At 63.3% G+C, this 15,669-nt stretch carries 14 protein-coding genes; 5 read left to right on the forward strand and 9 right to left on the reverse strand.

Annotation, left to right across the window (positions count from 1 at the left end; all coding sequences use genetic code 11):
- Nucleotides 1–47 precede the first annotated feature (47 nt).
- The 4 genes from ACTS1Z_RS09490 to ACTS1Z_RS09505 all read left to right on the forward strand — a co-directional run bounded on the left by ACTS1Z_RS09490 (nt 48) and on the right by ACTS1Z_RS09505 (nt 5,024).
- Nucleotides 48–1,583: a cryptochrome/photolyase family protein gene (locus tag ACTS1Z_RS09490; protein ID WP_442624211.1), complete on the forward strand. Its 1,536-nt coding sequence runs from the start codon at nt 48–50 to the stop codon at nt 1,581–1,583.
- Nucleotides 1,584–1,654: 71 nt separating this feature from the next.
- Entirely contained in the window at nt 1,655–2,500 is an 846-nt protein-coding gene (sseA, locus tag ACTS1Z_RS09495) for a 3-mercaptopyruvate sulfurtransferase (protein ID WP_442624212.1), read from the forward strand.
- Nucleotides 2,455–3,699, forward strand: coding sequence for a cystathionine beta-lyase (gene metC, locus ACTS1Z_RS09500; RefSeq protein ID WP_442624213.1), 1,245 nt, complete (start codon nt 2,455–2,457; stop codon nt 3,697–3,699). The genes sseA and metC overlap by 46 nt, the downstream gene beginning before the upstream one ends.
- Nucleotides 3,687–5,024, forward strand: coding sequence for a mechanosensitive ion channel family protein (locus tag ACTS1Z_RS09505; protein WP_442624214.1), 1,338 nt, complete (start codon nt 3,687–3,689; stop codon nt 5,022–5,024). Before metC ends, ACTS1Z_RS09505 begins: the two co-directional genes overlap by 13 nt.
- Here the strand turns inward: ACTS1Z_RS09505 and ACTS1Z_RS09510 are convergent.
- Nucleotides 5,021–5,266, reverse strand: a complete 246-nt coding sequence (locus tag ACTS1Z_RS09510; RefSeq protein ID WP_442624215.1) for a hypothetical protein — start codon at nt 5,264–5,266, stop codon at nt 5,021–5,023. The two genes, ACTS1Z_RS09505 and ACTS1Z_RS09510, sit on opposite strands and share 4 nt — an antisense overlap.
- A gap of 350 nt (nt 5,267–5,616) precedes the next feature.
- Here ACTS1Z_RS09510 and ACTS1Z_RS09515 point away from each other — a divergent pair, with 350 nt between their 5' ends.
- Nucleotides 5,617–6,324, forward strand: coding sequence for a TorF family putative porin (locus ACTS1Z_RS09515; RefSeq protein WP_442624216.1), 708 nt, complete (start codon nt 5,617–5,619; stop codon nt 6,322–6,324).
- Here ACTS1Z_RS09515 and nikE read toward each other — a convergent pair.
- From nikE to ACTS1Z_RS09555, 8 genes are read right to left on the reverse strand one after another with little or no spacing between them, the layout of a single operon-like run.
- Nucleotides 6,321–7,868 carry a nickel ABC transporter ATP-binding protein NikE gene (gene nikE / locus ACTS1Z_RS09520; RefSeq protein WP_442624217.1) on the reverse strand — a complete coding sequence of 516 codons (1,548 nt, stop codon included), beginning with the start codon at nt 7,866–7,868 and terminating at the stop codon, nt 6,321–6,323. The genes ACTS1Z_RS09515 and nikE overlap by 4 nt on opposite strands.
- Nucleotides 7,865–8,656, reverse strand: a complete 792-nt coding sequence (locus ACTS1Z_RS09525; RefSeq protein ID WP_442624218.1) for an ABC transporter permease — start codon at nt 8,654–8,656, stop codon at nt 7,865–7,867. The genes nikE and ACTS1Z_RS09525 overlap by 4 nt, the downstream gene beginning before the upstream one ends.
- Nucleotides 8,653–9,576, reverse strand: coding sequence for an ABC transporter permease (locus tag ACTS1Z_RS09530; RefSeq protein ID WP_442624219.1), 924 nt, complete (start codon nt 9,574–9,576; stop codon nt 8,653–8,655). Before ACTS1Z_RS09530 ends, ACTS1Z_RS09525 begins: the two co-directional genes overlap by 4 nt.
- Nucleotides 9,577–9,602: 26 nt before the next feature.
- Nucleotides 9,603–10,016, reverse strand: coding sequence for a DUF3035 domain-containing protein (locus ACTS1Z_RS09535; RefSeq protein ID WP_442624220.1), 414 nt, complete (start codon nt 10,014–10,016; stop codon nt 9,603–9,605).
- A complete protein-coding gene (gene lspA, locus ACTS1Z_RS09540) occupies nt 10,016–10,531 on the reverse strand; it encodes a signal peptidase II (protein ID WP_442624221.1) in 516 nt (171 codons plus the stop codon). Before lspA ends, ACTS1Z_RS09535 begins: the two co-directional genes overlap by 1 nt.
- Nucleotides 10,532–10,582: 51 nt before the next feature.
- Nucleotides 10,583–13,687 carry an isoleucine--tRNA ligase gene (locus ACTS1Z_RS09545; protein WP_442624222.1) on the reverse strand — a complete coding sequence of 1,035 codons (3,105 nt, stop codon included), beginning with the start codon at nt 13,685–13,687 and terminating at the stop codon, nt 10,583–10,585.
- A 60-nt stretch (nt 13,688–13,747) separates the two neighbouring features.
- On the reverse strand, nt 13,748–14,716 hold the full coding sequence (locus ACTS1Z_RS09550; protein ID WP_442624223.1) for a glycerophosphodiester phosphodiesterase family protein: 969 nt from the start codon (nt 14,714–14,716) through the stop codon (nt 13,748–13,750).
- Nucleotides 14,717–14,723: 7 nt separating this feature from the next.
- Nucleotides 14,724–15,659 carry a bifunctional riboflavin kinase/FAD synthetase gene (locus ACTS1Z_RS09555; RefSeq protein ID WP_442624224.1) on the reverse strand — a complete coding sequence of 312 codons (936 nt, stop codon included), beginning with the start codon at nt 15,657–15,659 and terminating at the stop codon, nt 14,724–14,726.
- Nucleotides 15,660–15,669: the final 10 nt, after the last annotated feature.

Here is a 15,669-nt window from a genome sequence, read left to right on the forward strand (position 1 = left end):
CATACGGACGGGTTGATGCACGGGCTCTTCCGCGCGACCCGCTGACCATGGCAAACTCCAAGCCCGTCTTGATACCGATCCTCGGCGACCAGTTGAGCCGCGACCTGTCGTCTCTGGCTGGCGTTGACGCCGAGAATGCCGTGTTGCTCATGATGGAGGTCGACGAAGAGACGACTTATGTGCGGCATCACAAAGCGAAGATCGCCTTCATCCTCGCCGCGATGCGGCATCATGCCGAGGATATGCAGGATCGCGGCTGGACCGTCGACTATGTGAAGCTCGACGATCCGGACAATAGCGGCAGCTTTTCTGGCGAGATTGCGCGCGCCATCGAACGCCATGATCCGGCCTCGATCTGCGTGACCGAACCTGGCGAATGGCGCGTCCGCGCGATGATGGAGGAATGGGAAGAGAAGTTCGGCATTAAAGTCGAGATATGCCCGGACAGCCGTTTCCTCTGCGATCATGCCGAATTCGAGGAGTGGGCCGAGGGCCGCAAACAGCTGCGCATGGAGTATTTCTACCGCGAGATGCGGCGCAAGACGGGCCTGCTGATGGACGGCGACGATCCCGAAGGCGGCAAGTGGAACTACGATCAGGACAATCGCAAGCCGGCCGACCAGGACCTGTTCATGCCGAAGCCTATCGCCTTTCGGCCCGACGAGACGACGCAGGAAGTACTCGATCTCGTCGCCGACCGGTTCGCCGATCATCCGGGCGGCCTCGACAATTTCCAGTTCGCTATCACGCGCGCGGAGGCGCTGCGCGCCCGCCGCCACTTCCTCGACGAGTGTCTGGCGCGTTTCGGCGACTATCAGGACGCGATGCTGACCGGCGAGCCGTTTCTCTATCACTCGCTGCTTTCGCCATACCTCAACATAGGCCTGCTCGATCCAGTTGATCTGTGCCGCGAGGCGGAGAAGAAATACGCCGAGGGCGACGCGCCGCTGAACGCGGTCGAGGGTTTTATTCGCCAGATCATCGGCTGGCGCGAATATGTGCGCGGCATCTATTGGCGCGAGGGGCCGGACTATGCGGAGAACAACTTCTTCGACGCGGCCCGCGATCTGCCCGATTTCTACTATTCGGGCGATACGGACATGCACTGCCTGTCCCAGGCGATAGGACAGACGCTCGACTATGCCTATGCGCATCATATCCAGCGCCTGATGATCACGGGCACGTTCGCCCTGCTGGCGGGCGTCGATCCGCACCAGCTCCATATCTGGTATCTGGAGGTCTATGCCGACGCCTATGAATGGGTGGAAGTGCCCAATACCGTGGGCATGAGCCAGTTCGCCGATGGCGGCCTGCTCGCGTCCAAGCCCTATGCGGCGTCCGGCAATTACATCAACAAAATGTCCGACTATTGCAGCCATTGCCGCTATGATGTGAAGGCGAAGACGGGCGAGGATGCCTGCCCGTTCAATGCGCTCTATTGGGATTTTCTCGCGCGCAACGAGGAAAAGCTTGGCGACAATCGCCGGCTCGCCATGCCGTACCGGACCTGGGCGAAGAAGGAGAAGGGCGAGAAGATCGCGCTCCGCAACAGCGCGCGCAGCTTTCTGGAATCACTGGACTAGGCGATTGCCCAACGCCGAGGCCAAAGCTAAGGATTGCGGGACTCGACACTCACGGCAGGAAATCATCGCCCATGGACATGCTCGTCTCGACCGAATGGCTGGCCGGAGAACTCGGTGCCAGCGATCTGCACATCATCGATGCGACCCAGTTTCTTCCGGATTCCGGCCGCGATGCGAAGGCCGAATACGGGTTCGAACATATTCCCGGCGCCGTGTTCATGGACCTTGAGGAAATCCGCGACACATCGAATCCCGTACCCGGCATGCTGCCTTCGGCGGAGAAATTCGCGAGCCGGATGCAGTCGCTCGGCGTCGGCGATGGCAGCCGCATCGTGATCTACGATAATTCACCGCTTCACAGCGCGGCGCGGGCGTGGTGGATGACGAAGGATGTGTTCGGCGCGCACAATGTTGCCGTACTCGATGGCGGCCTCGCCAAATGGAAGACGGAAGGGAATGCCGTCGAACAGGGCAAGCAGCAGGTCCGCCACCGCCATTTCACGCCGTTCCATGACGACAGCGCCGTGCGCGATCTTGAGGCGATGAAGGAACTGGCGGGTTCCGACGAAGTCGAAATCGTCGATGCGCGTCCCGAAGAACGGTTCAAGGGCGAAGGCCCTGAACCGCGGCCGGATATCGCGCCGGGCCACATTCCAGGTTCGAAAAACGTGCCGCATGCCAATCTGTTCAACGAGGACGGTACCTGGAAGCGCGGCGCGGCGCTGCGCGCGGCTTTCGAGGATGCGGGCGTTGACCTCGACAAGCCGATGGTGACGACCTGCGGCGGCGGCACGACGGCGGCGGTTCTGCTGTTCGGCGCGAAGCTGCTGGGGAAGACCGACGTCGCGCTCTATGACGGCAGTTGGGCTGAATGGGGCAGCCAACCCGATACCGAAAAAGCGACGGGAGCCGCGTGAGCGGCGGCTCATCGGATAACAAGCCACCGACCCGCCTCGTAACCGGCGGTCGGCGTAAGGAATGGACGGGCGCGGTGGTCAATCCGCCGATCTGGCGGGCTAGCACCCATCTCTACGATAACGTTGCCAATCTGCGGGCGGCAAAGAGATCCAATGAAGATGGCCGCTTCTTTTACGGACGGCGCGGCTCGCCGACCCAATGGGCGCTCGCTGAAGCGCTGACCGAGATGGAGCCCGGCGCGTGCGGCACCATGCTCTTCCCGTCGGGCGTGGCCGCCATTGCCTGCGCGCTGTTGGCTGTTCTCACGCCGGGCGATGTCCTGCTGATGACCGACAGCAGTTACGATCCGACGCGCAGCTATGCCGACGCATTCCTCAAGAAATGGGGCGTCGAGACGCGCTATTACGATCCGCTGGTCGGCGCCGGTATCGCCGATCTTATCTGCGAAAAAACCCGCGCGATCATGATGGAAAGCCCGGGCAGCCTGACCTTCGAGGTGCAGGATGTGCCGGCGATCTGCAAAATTGCGAAAGAGCGCGAGATAACGACGCTGCTCGACAACACCTGGGCCGCTGCCCATTTCTTCCGGGGGATCGAACAGGGCGTCGATATCGCGATCCTTGCCGGCACAAAATATATCGTCGGGCACAGCGATGTGATGCTCGGCTCGGTTACGACGCATGACAAATATTGGGCGCGTGTGCGCCGGACTGCGCAGCAACTTGGGCAGGTCGTATCGCCGGACGATGCCTATCTCGCGCTGCGCGGCTTGCGGACGCTGGACGTGCGCCTGCGCCAGCATGAAGCGGGCGGGTTGAAAGTCGCGCGCTGGCTGGCCGAGCAGCCGCGGGTCGCCCGGGTCCTGCACCCGGCGCTGCCTGATTGCCCCGGTCACGACATCTGGCAACGCGACTTTTCCGGGGCGGCTGGCCTGTTCTCCTTCGTCATGGACGGCGGGGGCGAGGAGGCGGTGGCGGCGCTGATCGACGATCTTGCGCTATTCGGTATCGGTTACAGCTGGGGCGGCTATGAAAGCCTCGCACTGCCCGTCGATCCGACGCCTGACCGTACGGCGACGTCCTGGGACGCTGAAGGCCCGGTCATCCGCCTCAACATCGGTCTCGAAGACCCCGACGATCTGATCGCCGATCTTGCGAAGGGCCTGGAAAGGTACGAGAAGGCGGCATGCAGGAAGTAATCGCACTGCTGACGCGCGCGGGAATCCCGCTTCCCGCCGACCTCAACTGGCTGGCGGCGATACTCGGCTTTGTCATCGTCGGCATCGGTATGGCGCTCGGCTGGGTGATCAGCAGGCTCGCGGGCGCTAACCTGAAAGGCTTCTGGGAACGCATCGCCGGCGAACGCGCCGAAGGCCTGGCCAGCCGCATGGTCAAGATCATCTATCATGCGTCGGTTTCGATCGTCCTCGCGATCGCCTTTTTCTCCTTCGATTGGTGGACTTATACGGACCTGATCATCGGTGCGGGCTGGGGGCTTTGTGCGGGCTATCTGGTCTGGCACATCATCCGGGCGACGGGCTTTGCCCGGTGGATAGCCGTTGCAGCGGGCGTGCTCACCTTCGCCGTTATCCTGTCAAACGCCGTGGGCGGGCTCGAACGCGTTACGCTGGTGCTCGACCGTATCGGCGTCGATGTGGGCGATACGCGCATCTCGCTCCTGACGTTGCTGACGATTGCGATTACCGGTCTGGTGCTATTCGCGATCGTGCGTATCGTGCGCCGCGTCATCAGCCATTCGATCCAGCGCTCCTCCGCGCTCGATCCCGCGCAAAAGCTGCTTGCCGACAAGATCGCGATGATCGTCATCATCGTCGTCGCCTTCTTCGTCGGTATCGATATTCTCGGTATCGACCTGACCGCGCTCGCCTTTTTCGGCGGTGCATTCGGCCTCGCCATCGGCTTCGGCATGCAGAAGACGATCGGCAACCTGATCGCCGGGATCATTCTGCTCATGGACCGCTCGATCAAGCCGGGCGACGTGATCGCCGTCGGCGACAGTTTCGGCTGGGTCAACAAGATCGGCATCCGCGCCGTTTCGATCATCACGCGGGACGGCAAGGAACATCTCATCCCGAACGAAATCCTGATGACCGAAGAGGTCGAGAACTGGTCCTATTCCAGCCTCGAGGTACGCGTGAACATCCCGATCGGAGTCTCCTACAGCGCCGATCTCGATCTTGCGCACAAGCTGATGCTGGAAACCGCCGACGAGAGCGACCGCGTGCTCAGCAATCCGAAGCCGCGCTGCTGGATCGTGGAGTTCGGCGATTCATCGGTGAATTTCGAGCTGAGGATCTGGATCAAGGATCCCGAAGGCGGCGTCGGCAATGTCCGCGGCGATATCTATGCGCGCGTGTGGAACAAGTTCAAGGACAACGATATCGAAATCCCGTTCCCGCAGCGCGACCTGCATATCAAGGAATGGCCGAAGAACATGCCGGATGCCCCGGAGCCGCAAAGCGCGACGATCAAGACAGCGACAGCTTCGGGAAAACTGGACTAGGCATCGAGGATGTCGCCGAGCAGGGCGAGCCGTTCGCGGAGGTGACGCGCGAGCCGGTCAGCGGCAACAGAGGCGGCCTCGCCTTTACCGAGCAGGACCTGCGCACCGGCACTCGCCGCGAGCGCTGCATCCGCAGCCACGGCATCGAAACAGCGTCTCGCTATTCCCGATGCTCGCGCATAAGCCGCGTTAAGCGCAGTCTCATCTGCGATCGATGCGGCGTCGCCTCCGGTTCGCGCCATTTGCTCTATAATTTGCAGAATCGTATAGATTTGCGAAACCTGTCCGGGCTCAGGCGTATCCGGCTCTACGGCGATCTGGTGCTGCGCGGTCATTTCGGTCTTTCTCCGTACGCCCGCGATTCTGGCGCATAGCTGCTAAGAATTGCCTAAACCGCTTTGCGGCGCACCAAATTGTTGCAGTGCAGCAACATACAGTTACGAATTTTCGATAATCTGAGTAATATCGTTGTGTGCAGATGCGAAACTATGCATGATCGCAACCATACGCTTTATCGATCCGCCATTTCGGGACAGAGATCGGGGAGTGCGCAGGGACGAATGTAGATGCATTCGACTATAAAGGACATATTATGCGCAACTCCATTCTCGGCCTCGCTCTTCTCGCGTCGACAGCGATAGCGGCGCCCGCTCACGCCAACGACCTGGGCGGCGGCTTCAGCGTCTCCGGCAACGCCGCACTCGTCACCGATTACCGGTTCCGCGGCGTTTCCTTCTCCGACGAAGATATCGCGATCCAGGGCGGCATCGATATCGAGCATGAGAGCGGATTCTACGTCGGGACATGGGCGTCGTCGATCGAAGACAGCCCGGTTTTCGGCCACACCGAGCTCGATATCTATGCCGGCTGGTCGGGCGAAATCACGTCCGGTCTCACGCTCGACGTGGGCGTGCTCGCCTATATCTACCCGAACGGCAATGTCGGCGATGCCGATTATGTCGAGCCCTATGCGTCGCTCTCCTATGCGATCGGGCCCGCGGAATTCACGACTGGCGTCGCCTGGGCGCCGAGCCAGCGTTCGATCGGCAATGACGACAACGTCTACGTGTATACGGAGGCCAGTGTCGGCATTCCTGAGACGCCGCTCACCGTCAGCGGGCATCTCGGCTACACGAATGGCAGCCTTTCGATCGACAATGACGACGATTATGTCGATTGGTCGCTCGGCGTGGAGGCAGCCTTCGGCATATTGTCGATCGGCGTCGCCTATGTGGACACGGCAGTGAACAATCCGCTGAGCGACGGCACGGTGGTCGGTACGCTCGGCGTCGCCTTCTAGGACGCCGCAACCAGTTTTTGTGTAACCGGATGGGCCGGCGCGGCAATGATCTGCTGCGCCGGCCCTTCTTCGACGATTGCGCCGGCATCCATCACGGCGATCCGATGGCAGAGGCGCCGCGCCACTGCGAGATCGTGGGTAATGAAAAGAAGCGCAAGATCGCGCTCATTCTGGAGCTTTTCGAGCAGGTCGAGCACGCGGCCCGCAACGAGCACATCGAGCGCCGAGGTCGCCTCGTCCAGCAGCAGCATTTCGGGCTCGACGGCGAGGGCGCGCGCAATCGCGACGCGCTGCGCCTGACCGCCCGATAGCTCGCGCGGGAAACGGTCGGCGAAATCCGCGGGCAGGTCGACCTCCTGGAGCAGCTGTTTCACCGTGCCTGCGCGCCCCCATTCCGCAAGATCGGGCCGTAGATGTTTGAGTGGCTCGGCGATGATGTGGGATACGCGCCATTGCGGATCGAGACTCGCCACCGGGTCCTGAAAGACCGGTTGGATCAACCGGCGATGGCTCGCGGTCATGCGCTTGCGCTCGGGCAGCGGCTCGCTCCGCCACGTGACGCTGCCAGCGTCGATCGGGCCGATCCGCGCGATGGCGCGCGCCAGGGTCGATTTGCCCGAACCCGATCCGCCGACCAGGGCCAGCGCTTCGCCTTCGGCAATCGACAGGTTCGCGTCGCTGACAGCTTGCACCCGGCCTTTGCGCCAGCCGGGACGCGCAAACGATACATCGATGGCGGTGGCGGCCAGCAAGGGCGCGCCGGTTTCCGGCAAATCGGGCGGCGGATCGGAAAGTTTCGGCGTGGCGGCGACCAATGCCCTTCCATAGTCGCTGCGGGGCGTTGCGAGGATATCCACGGCCGGGCCGCTTTCCGCCACCCGGCCATCGCGCAGCATTACCACGGTATCGGCATGGTCGGCGACGGCCGCCAGATCATGGCTCACCAGCAGCAGCGCCATGCCCTGCTCGCGCCGCAGTGTGTCCAGCAGCGCCATGATCTCGGCCCGCAGGCTGGCGTCGAGCGCGCTCGTCGGTTCGTCGGCGATCAGCAGTTTCGGGCGATGCGCGACGGCCATGGCGATGAGCGCGCGCTGTCGCTGCCCGCCAGAAAGCCGGTGCGGAAACTGATCGAGACGGTCTTCGGGGGCATCGAGGCCGACACGTCCCAGCGCCGCAATCATATCGGCGCGCGATGGCGCCGCCGCGCCGCCGCGCGCCCAGCTTTCCGCAAGTTGCGCACCGATGGTGAGATGCGGGGTGAGCGCGGTCAGCGGGTGCTGGAAGACGAACCCGACGTCGCGGCCGCGGATTGTCCGTACTACGTCCGGGTCTGCGCCGATAAGCTCGACGCCATCGAGGCGGGCCGAGCCGCTGGGTATCGCCGGCGATAGGCCGAACGGCGCAAGGCACGTCTGGCTTTTGCCCGATCCCGACGCGCCGACCAGCGCGACGCACTGACCCGCTTCGACCGTGAAAGAGACATCGTCGACGATAACTTTGTCACCGATTCGCGCACTCAGGCCGTTCACTGCGTAAAGGCTCATTGCGAGAGCCTGTCGCGCAGCCGCTCGCCCGCGATGGTGAGGCAGACGATGACCAGCACTAGCACGCCGCCAGGAATCAGCAGCGCGTGCGGCTGGATATCCATATCGTCGGCGCCTTCCTTGACGAGGATTCCGAGCGAGGTCAGCGGCTCCTGCACGCCCAAACCCAGAAAGGAGAGGAAGCTCTCGACCATCACGACCTGCGGCACGGTGAGCAGCAGATAGGCGAGCGCCACGCCCGCGACATTGGGCAGGATATGGCCGGTCAGGATACGGCTCGGCGGTGCGCCGGCCGCTTCCGCCGCCGTCACGAACGGCCGCTGTTTGAGCGCGATGACCTGCCCGCGCACGACGCGCGCCATCGTCAGCCATTCGACCGCGCCGATGCCGATGAAAACCAGCACGATATTGCGGCCGAAGACCACCATCAGCAGGATCACGACGAACATGAAGGGCAGAGCGTAGAGCCCGTCGACGATTCGCATCATGATCTCGTCGGTGCGTCCGCCGACCCAGCCGGCGATCGCGCCCCAGGCCGTGCCAATGACGAGCGCGACGAGCGCGGCGGCGAGCGCCACGGCCAGCGTGATCCGCGTGCCGACCAGCGTGCGGGCGAGCAGGTCTCGGCCGACAGAGTCGGTGCCGAAGAGATGGCCGGGCGAAAAGAGCGGCGCACGGACCGCGTCCCAGTCGATCGCGCTGTGCGTCCATGGCAGGAAGGGCGGCACGAACAGCGCGGCGAGCGCGATGATGGCGACGATGCCGAGCGAGATGCGCGACGCCGTCATTCCGCCCGCATCCGCGGATCGAGCCAGCCGTAGATCAGGTCGGCCACGAGATTGAACAGGATGATGAGGCCCGCATAGAGCGTCACCACGCCGAGCACGAGCGGATAGTCCCGGTTAAGCGCGCCCTGCACGAAGTAGCGGCCGAGGCCGGGCAGCGCGAAGACGGTTTCGATGATCACCGCGCCGGTGAGCAGGCCCGCCGCTGCCGGACCCAGATAGCTGGCGACGGGCACCAAGGCGGGCCGCAGGGCGTGGCGCGCGATCACCTGTCGCTCGGCAAGGCCGCGGGCCCGGGCCGTGCGCACATGATCCTCGTTGAGCGCCCTGGCGAGCCCCGCGCGGGTCAGCTTGGCAATAGCACCGGCGAAGGGCAGGGAAAGCGCCACGACGGGCAGCACGAGATGCGACGGGCTACCCGGCTCCCAGCCCGATACCGGCAGCCAGCCGAGACCCAGCGCGAAGATCAACACGAAAAGCGGTCCGGTGACGAAGACGGGCAGGGCGGTCAGGAGGGTCGCCAGCCCCATGATCACCTCGTCCTGCCAGCGCCCGGCGCGCACGGCGGCCCACAGTCCGCCGCCGATACCGAGCGCGCAGGCCAAGAGCAGCGCGAGGCCGCCGATCGTCAGCGAAACGGGCAAGCCTTGCGCGATGAGTTCGCTCACGGTGAAGTCCCGATAGACGAGGCTGGGCCCGAAATCGCCGCGGATCAGCCGGCCAAGATACAGCGCGATCTGTTCGCCGAGCGGGAGGTCCAGCCCATAGGCGGCGTCCAGCGCGGCGCGCGTGTCTTCGTCGAGCGCGCGCTCGCCATCGAACGGGCCGCCCGGTGCAAGGCGCATTAGCACGAAAGACAGGATCACGACGCCGAGCAGCGTCGGGATCGCGGTGGCCAGCCGTCTAAGGAGAAGGGCGCCCACCGCGTGTCCGCCCCGCCGCTATCGCCTTATTGCGGCGTAGAGACCGTCGCTTCGGGGGCGTCGCCCTCGGGCGCGTTCAGGATATCGCGCGTCGTCGAGCCATAATCGACGGCCTGGGTGTCCGGATCGCCGACCGTGCTCCGGATGCCGGCACTGGCCGATTCCGGATCGGCCTGGTTGACGAGCGCCGCTTCGGCCGCGCTGCGCGGCGCGGGGCCGCCGAACATCGCCTGCAGCGCCTGGGTGCTCGAATCGGCGCCGCGGGCGGCCGGTTCGCCGGGGCGCGGCGGGGTCAGGTTGAAATCGGGCGGGATTACGAGCGGTGCGGAGCGCGATACGAGGAATTCGTCGGGCCGGTCCCGCCCGCCGCCGAAAATGCTGCAGGCCGAAAGGGTTGCCCCCATCACCACGAGGCTCGTCGCCACCATCACTTTACGCATTACTCTGTCTCCGCCGGTTCAGGCGTGTCGCGTAGCAGAAAAGCCCGCAACACCAAAATCACGACCCCGATGGTAATCGACGCATCGGCGACATTGAAGACCAAAAAGGGCTGGAAGTCTCCAAAATGCAGATCGATGAAATCCGCGACATAGCCGAAGCGGATGCGATCCACGATATTGCCGAGCGCCCCGCCCAGCACCATGCCGAGCGCGAATACGTCCCAGCCGCGTTTTTCGCGCCAGATCCAGATCGCGACGCCCAGCGATATCGCGGCGGTCAGCGCCACGAGCATCCAGCGCTGGCCATCGGAGGTGGCGGCCAGCATGCCGAGCGATACGCCGCGATTTTCGACCCAGGTGAAGTTGAGGATCGTCAGCAGCTCGATCTGCCCGCGCTGGGGCAACTGGAGCAGGGTGATGATCCAGTATTTCGATATCTGATCGACGACGAAGATGGTCGCGGCGAGCAGATAGCCGAGCATCGTGCTGCGGCGTAAGCCCTTGGTTTCGCTCATGCCGCGACCGTCCGGTTTACACTGGTTGACACTGGTCCGGGGTAAAGCGCGCTATGCACCGATCACCTCCGCACAGCGATCGCACAGCGCCCCGTCCACCGAGACGTCAGGCAGATGGCGCCAGCAGCGGCCGCATTTGTGATAGTCGGTCTTCTTTACCGACACTGAGATACCGCGCGGGCCATCGCTGTCTGCCGCTTTACGCGTCTCAAAAACAGACGATTTCACTTCAGCCGTTATCGAGATTTCGGCTAAATCGACGTCTTGAATCCGACGCATCAACAATGGGTTGCCCAAATCTACTTCCAGTTCAGCTTCCAAGCTTGAACGAATTGTCTTCTCCCGGCGAAGTGGCTCGATCGCTTCGTTTATTGTGTCGCGGACAAGTCTCACATCTGACCACTTCTTCGATAGCTCATCATCGGCCCATGCCGCATCGATCTCCGGCCATTCCTCCAGATGCACCGATCCGGCGTCCGGATAGCGGGTCTGCCACACCTCTTCCGCCGTGAAGCAGAGGACCGGCGAGGCATAGCGCACCAGCGCGTGGAACAGGGTGTCGAGCACCGTGCGGTACGCCTGCCGTTTCGCTGACCCCGCTGGCAGGGATTCTCCAACATCGCAATAGAGGCAGTCCTTGCGGATATCGAAGAAGAAGGCGGACAGGTCCTCGTTCGCAAAATCGGTGAGCGCGCGGACATAGCGGTTGAAGGCGTAGTCGTTCACCGCGTCCTTCAGCGTCGCATCCAACTCGGTGAGCAGGTGGAGCACATAGCGCTCCAGCTCGGGCATATCGGCAACGGCCACACGCTCGCTCTCGTCGAAATCCGAAAGCGCGCCGAGCATGTAGCGAAAACTGTTCCGCAGCTTGCGGTACATGTCGGTGACGCCCTTGAGGATTTCCGGGCCGATCCGGTGATCCTCGGTGAAATCGACGGTCGACGCCCAAAGGCGCAGGATATCGGCGCCGTTGACGTCCATGATCTTCTGCGGATCGAGCGTGTTGCCGAGGCTCTTCGACATCTTCTTGCCGTTGGCGTCGAGCGTCATGCCATGGGTCAGCACTTCCTTGTAGGGCGCCCGCCCGCGCGTGCCGCAGCTCTCGAGCAGGCTCGACTGGAACCAGCCGCGATGCTGGTCCGAACCTTCGAGATAGAGATCGGCAGGGGATTCAAGATCCGGCCAGTTATCGCTTTCGAGCACGAAGGCATGGGTCGAGCCGCTGTCGAACCAGACATCGAGAATGTCGGTCACGACCTCATAATCCTCGAGATCGTGGCGATTGCCGAGCAGCGCCTGGTGATCGGCGGCGAACCAGGCATCGGCCCCACCTTCGCGCACCGCCTCGACGATGCGGTTATTGACCTCGGCGTCGTTCAGATAATTGCCGGCTTTATCCACGTAGAGCGTGATCGGCACGCCCCAGGCGCGCTGGCGCGAGAGCACCCAGTCGGGCCGCCCTTCGACCATCGAGCGCAACCGCTTATGCCCGCGTTCCGGGATGAAACGGGTCTTGTCGATTTCGGACAGGGCGATTTCGCGCAGCGTCGGTCCGATGCCCTTGGCATGGCCCAAATCCTCATCCGTTAGCCCTGGTGTGCGGGCCGCCAAGCCCCCGGCTTGGCTATCGGTTGCTGGGGGCAACCGATACCCGCTCACTGTCGAAGGGCGTTCTTCGGCCGAGAGACGTGCTTCGACAGGCTCAGCACTAACGGGTGTGGCGGGATCGATGTCCAACGCCTCATCCATCCGCACAAACCATTGCGGCGTGCAGCGATAGACGACCTTGGCTTTGGAGCGCCAGCTATGCGGATAGCTGTGCTCGAAATCGTCGGACGCCGAGAGCAGCGCCCCGGCCTCGCGCAGGTCTGCGCAGATCGGGCCTTCGGCCGAATTGAACCGCTTGTTGATGACGCTGCCCGCCCGCTCGTCGCCGCGCGGCAGCCAGAGCCAGTCCTCGCGATAGACGCCGTCATCGTCGACCGCGAAGACCGGGTCGATGCCATGCTCCTTGCACGCGAAGAAATCCTCCTCGCCATGATCGGGCGCCATATGGACAAGGCCGGTGCCGGCCTCGGTCGTCACATGGTCGGCCGCGATAAAGGGGCGAGGGGCGGCGAAAAAACCGCCGAGATGATGCATGGGATGGCGGGCGATGGTGCCGGCGAGCTCGGAGCCTTTGAACGACGCAAGGACTTTCAAGCCAACACGCTCGCCAGCCTGAACATCGCGCTCCAATCTATCTGTAACCGATTTTCGGAGAGCTTCAGCCACCAGCAGCCGTTTGGCCTCAATCGCTACCTTGCTGTGGTGTTTCAGAACTGAGTCCAATGAAGCATCACCGCCGACCGTCGCACCGAGCTGCACCTCGACAAGAGAGTACTCAACATCCTCGCCAAACGCGATCGCCTGGTTGACCGGGATCGTCCAGGGTGTCGTCGTCCAGATGACGGCATGCGTGCCGACCAGCTCGTCGATCGGGCTTTCGATGATCTCGAACGCGACATCGATCTGCGTACTTGTGATATCGGCATATTCGACTTCGGCTTCGGCGAGCGCCGTCTTTTCGACCGGGCTCCACATCACCGGCTTCGCGCCGCGATAGAGCTGGCCGCTTTCCGCGAATTTCAGGAACTCCGCGACGATCACCGCTTCGGCGTCGAAATCCATTGTCAGATACGGCTTGTCCCATTCGCCGAGCACGCCGAGCCGCTTGAATTCCTCGCGCTGCACATTGACCCAATGGTCGGCATAATCGCGGCATTCCTTGCGGAACTCCTCGGTGGGTACGTCGTCTTTCGACCGCTTTTTCTTGCGATACTGTTCCTCGATCTTCCATTCGATCGGCAGGCCGTGGCAATCCCAGCCCGGCACATAGGGCGCGTCCTTGCCGAGCAGCGACTGGCTGCGCACGACGAGGTCCTTGAGGATCTTGTTGAGCGAATGGCCGATATGGATAGTGCCGTTCGCATAGGGCGGCCCGTCATGCAGGATGAACTTCTCGCGGCCTTTCCGAGCCTTCCGAAGCTTGCCGTACAGGTCCTGCTCTTCCCAGCGCGCGAGGATGCCGGGCTCTTTCTGGGCGAGCCCCGCCTTCATCGGGAAGTCGGTCTTCGGCAGGAAAACCGTGTCTTTATAGTCGGGCTGTTCGGACATTTGGGGCGATGTAAGGGGGAAGGGCGGGGGCGTCTAGCGGGAAATCGCGCCTTTCGGCGGTCACGACCGGATCGATGGCCCCATGGTGTCGATATCGGCGAGCCAGAGAAGTCCACGAAAGTCCTGCGGCACATCGGTGATCTCGTCGAACGTTGCGAGCGGGGTCGGCACGCGATCGCCGTCATTGGCGCGCACGATCATCGGTCGGACGTTGGCTGCGTGCATGCGGGCGTTAAACCGGTTGGGCCAACCCCAGATCATCCATTGGCGTGTAACTGGGATCGAGATGAAGCCGCCCCTGCATTCCTCGGGCACGCGGCCGAGCCAGCCGATGCGGATATAGCGGTCGTAACAGGCTTCGGCGGCCGGGACGTCCAGAATATCGGCCTGGGGGAAGCGCGCGGCGATCCGTTCGAGCAGTTCGGGCGCGCCGATCACGATCACATCCTCGCGCATGTCCATGCCGGCAAGCGCATATTCGGCTGCCAGCATGTCTGCCTGCTCGGGATCGTCTTCGGCGAAATGATAGATGATGCCGCCGTCGCCCGCCTGGTCCAACATGGTCGCGACACTCGGCATCAGGCCGACGCCGCGCCCGCGCAGCGCAAAATTTTCGCCGTCATGGGTCAGACCGTAGCCGATATCGAGCTGCTCAAGCTCTTCGAGGGTGCGATCGGACACCGGGCCCGTGCCGTCGGTGCGGCAATCGAGCGTTTCGTCGCCGAACAGCACGAGACGGCCGTCTGCCGTAGGCCGCACCATGACCTCGACAAAGCTTGCGCGGCGCGATCGGGCATAGTTGATGCCGACAACGCTGTTGGCGATAAAACTGTGCGGCTGAAGCGGCGCGATCCGCGCACTGGGACAGGGCGTATCGGCATCGATCTCGCCGGGCTTTTGATAGATGCCGCCCTTCGCCACGAGATCGAGCCGGCCCTGAGGCTGGCCCGCGAGCCACGATGCGTTGAACAGGCTGAATCCGGCCAGCAAGATTGCGACGACGATAAGAGCGATGTTGAGGACTCTCATCCGCCGATCACAACACGTGCCGCGTCAGGCGGCGTTCGGCTTCGGCGCAATCCTCGGCCATTTGCGCCTTGAGCGCGTCGAGCGTGTCGAACTTCGCCTCGTCGCGGATGAAGCTCACCAGCTCGACTGCGATGGTTTCGCCATAGAGGTCGCCGTCAAAATCGAAGAAATGCGGTTCGAGCAGTTCGACGGGCGGATCGAAGCTCGGCCGGATGCCGAGATTGGCCGCGCCGTTCAGCAGGCGCCCGTCCGGCAGGCGGCCGCGCACCGCGTAAATCCCGTATTTGGGGCGGATATAGCTGCCGAGCCGGATGTTGGCGGTCGGATAACCGAGTTCGCGGCCGTTCTTCGCGCCATGCTCGACCATGCCTTCGATGGTGAAAGGCCGGGTGAGCAGATGTGTCGCCGTCTCGCAATCCCCGGCCTTCAGCGCCTCGCGGATGCGGCTCGACGAAATGATCGCCTCGCCCTCGTTCACCGGCGCGGCGATCTCGGTGAAGAAACCGTGGCTTTTCGCAAACTCGGCGAGCATCACGACATCGCCCTTGCGGCCCTTGCCGAACACGAAATCGTTGCCGGTTACGACGCCAGCGACGCCGAAGCGGTCGAGCAATATGTCCTCGATGAAGCTTTCCGCCGCGGTCCCGGCCAGCTCGTCGCCGAATTCGAAGACCATCATCGCGTCCGCGCCCGCCTCACCGAACAGCGCCTCGCGCTGGTCGAGCGTCGTCAGGCGGAAAGGCGGGGCGTCGGGCTGGAAATGCCGGACCGGGTGCGGATCGAAGGTGGCGACGATAACGGGGCGCTTGTCGTCATGCGCATGATGCACGGCGCGGCCGACGACCGCCTGGTGCCCCCGGTGAAAGCCGTCGAAATTGCCGAGCGCGATAACGCCGCCCCGTAGATCTTCGGGCACCGTATCGCGGTGGAAAAGCCGCTGCATGGCAAGGCCT

Source organism: Parasphingopyxis sp. (assembly GCF_052168295.1).
GTDB lineage: Bacteria > Pseudomonadota > Alphaproteobacteria > Sphingomonadales > Sphingomonadaceae > Parasphingopyxis.

Excerpts from the sequence above, each read along its gene's own strand:
- ACTS1Z_RS09515 (WP_442624216.1), top strand. The coding sequence starts at position 5,617 with ATGCGCAACTCCATTCTCGGCCTCGCTCTTCTCGCGTCGACAGCGATA.
- ACTS1Z_RS09505 (WP_442624214.1), top strand. The coding sequence starts at position 3,687 with ATGCAGGAAGTAATCGCACTGCTGACGCGCGCGGGAATCCCGCTTCCC.
- ACTS1Z_RS09525 (WP_442624218.1), bottom strand. The coding sequence starts at position 8,656 with ATGACGGCGTCGCGCATCTCGCTCGGCATCGTCGCCATCATCGCGCTC.
- ACTS1Z_RS09535 (WP_442624220.1), bottom strand. The coding sequence starts at position 10,016 with ATGCGTAAAGTGATGGTGGCGACGAGCCTCGTGGTGATGGGGGCAACC.
- ACTS1Z_RS09510 (WP_442624215.1), bottom strand. The coding sequence starts at position 5,266 with ATGGCGCGAACCGGAGGCGACGCCGCATCGATCGCAGATGAGACTGCG.
- sseA (WP_442624212.1), top strand. The coding sequence starts at position 1,655 with ATGGACATGCTCGTCTCGACCGAATGGCTGGCCGGAGAACTCGGTGCC.
- ACTS1Z_RS09555 (WP_442624224.1), bottom strand. The coding sequence starts at position 15,659 with ATGCAGCGGCTTTTCCACCGCGATACGGTGCCCGAAGATCTACGGGGC.
- lspA (WP_442624221.1), bottom strand. The coding sequence starts at position 10,531 with ATGAGCGAAACCAAGGGCTTACGCCGCAGCACGATGCTCGGCTATCTG.
- metC (WP_442624213.1), top strand. The coding sequence starts at position 2,455 with ATGGGGCAGCCAACCCGATACCGAAAAAGCGACGGGAGCCGCGTGAGC.
- nikE (WP_442624217.1), bottom strand. The coding sequence starts at position 7,868 with ATGAGCCTTTACGCAGTGAACGGCCTGAGTGCGCGAATCGGTGACAAA.
- ACTS1Z_RS09545 (WP_442624222.1), bottom strand. The coding sequence starts at position 13,687 with ATGTCCGAACAGCCCGACTATAAAGACACGGTTTTCCTGCCGAAGACC.
- ACTS1Z_RS09490 (WP_442624211.1), top strand. The coding sequence starts at position 48 with ATGGCAAACTCCAAGCCCGTCTTGATACCGATCCTCGGCGACCAGTTG.
- ACTS1Z_RS09550 (WP_442624223.1), bottom strand. The coding sequence starts at position 14,716 with ATGAGAGTCCTCAACATCGCTCTTATCGTCGTCGCAATCTTGCTGGCC.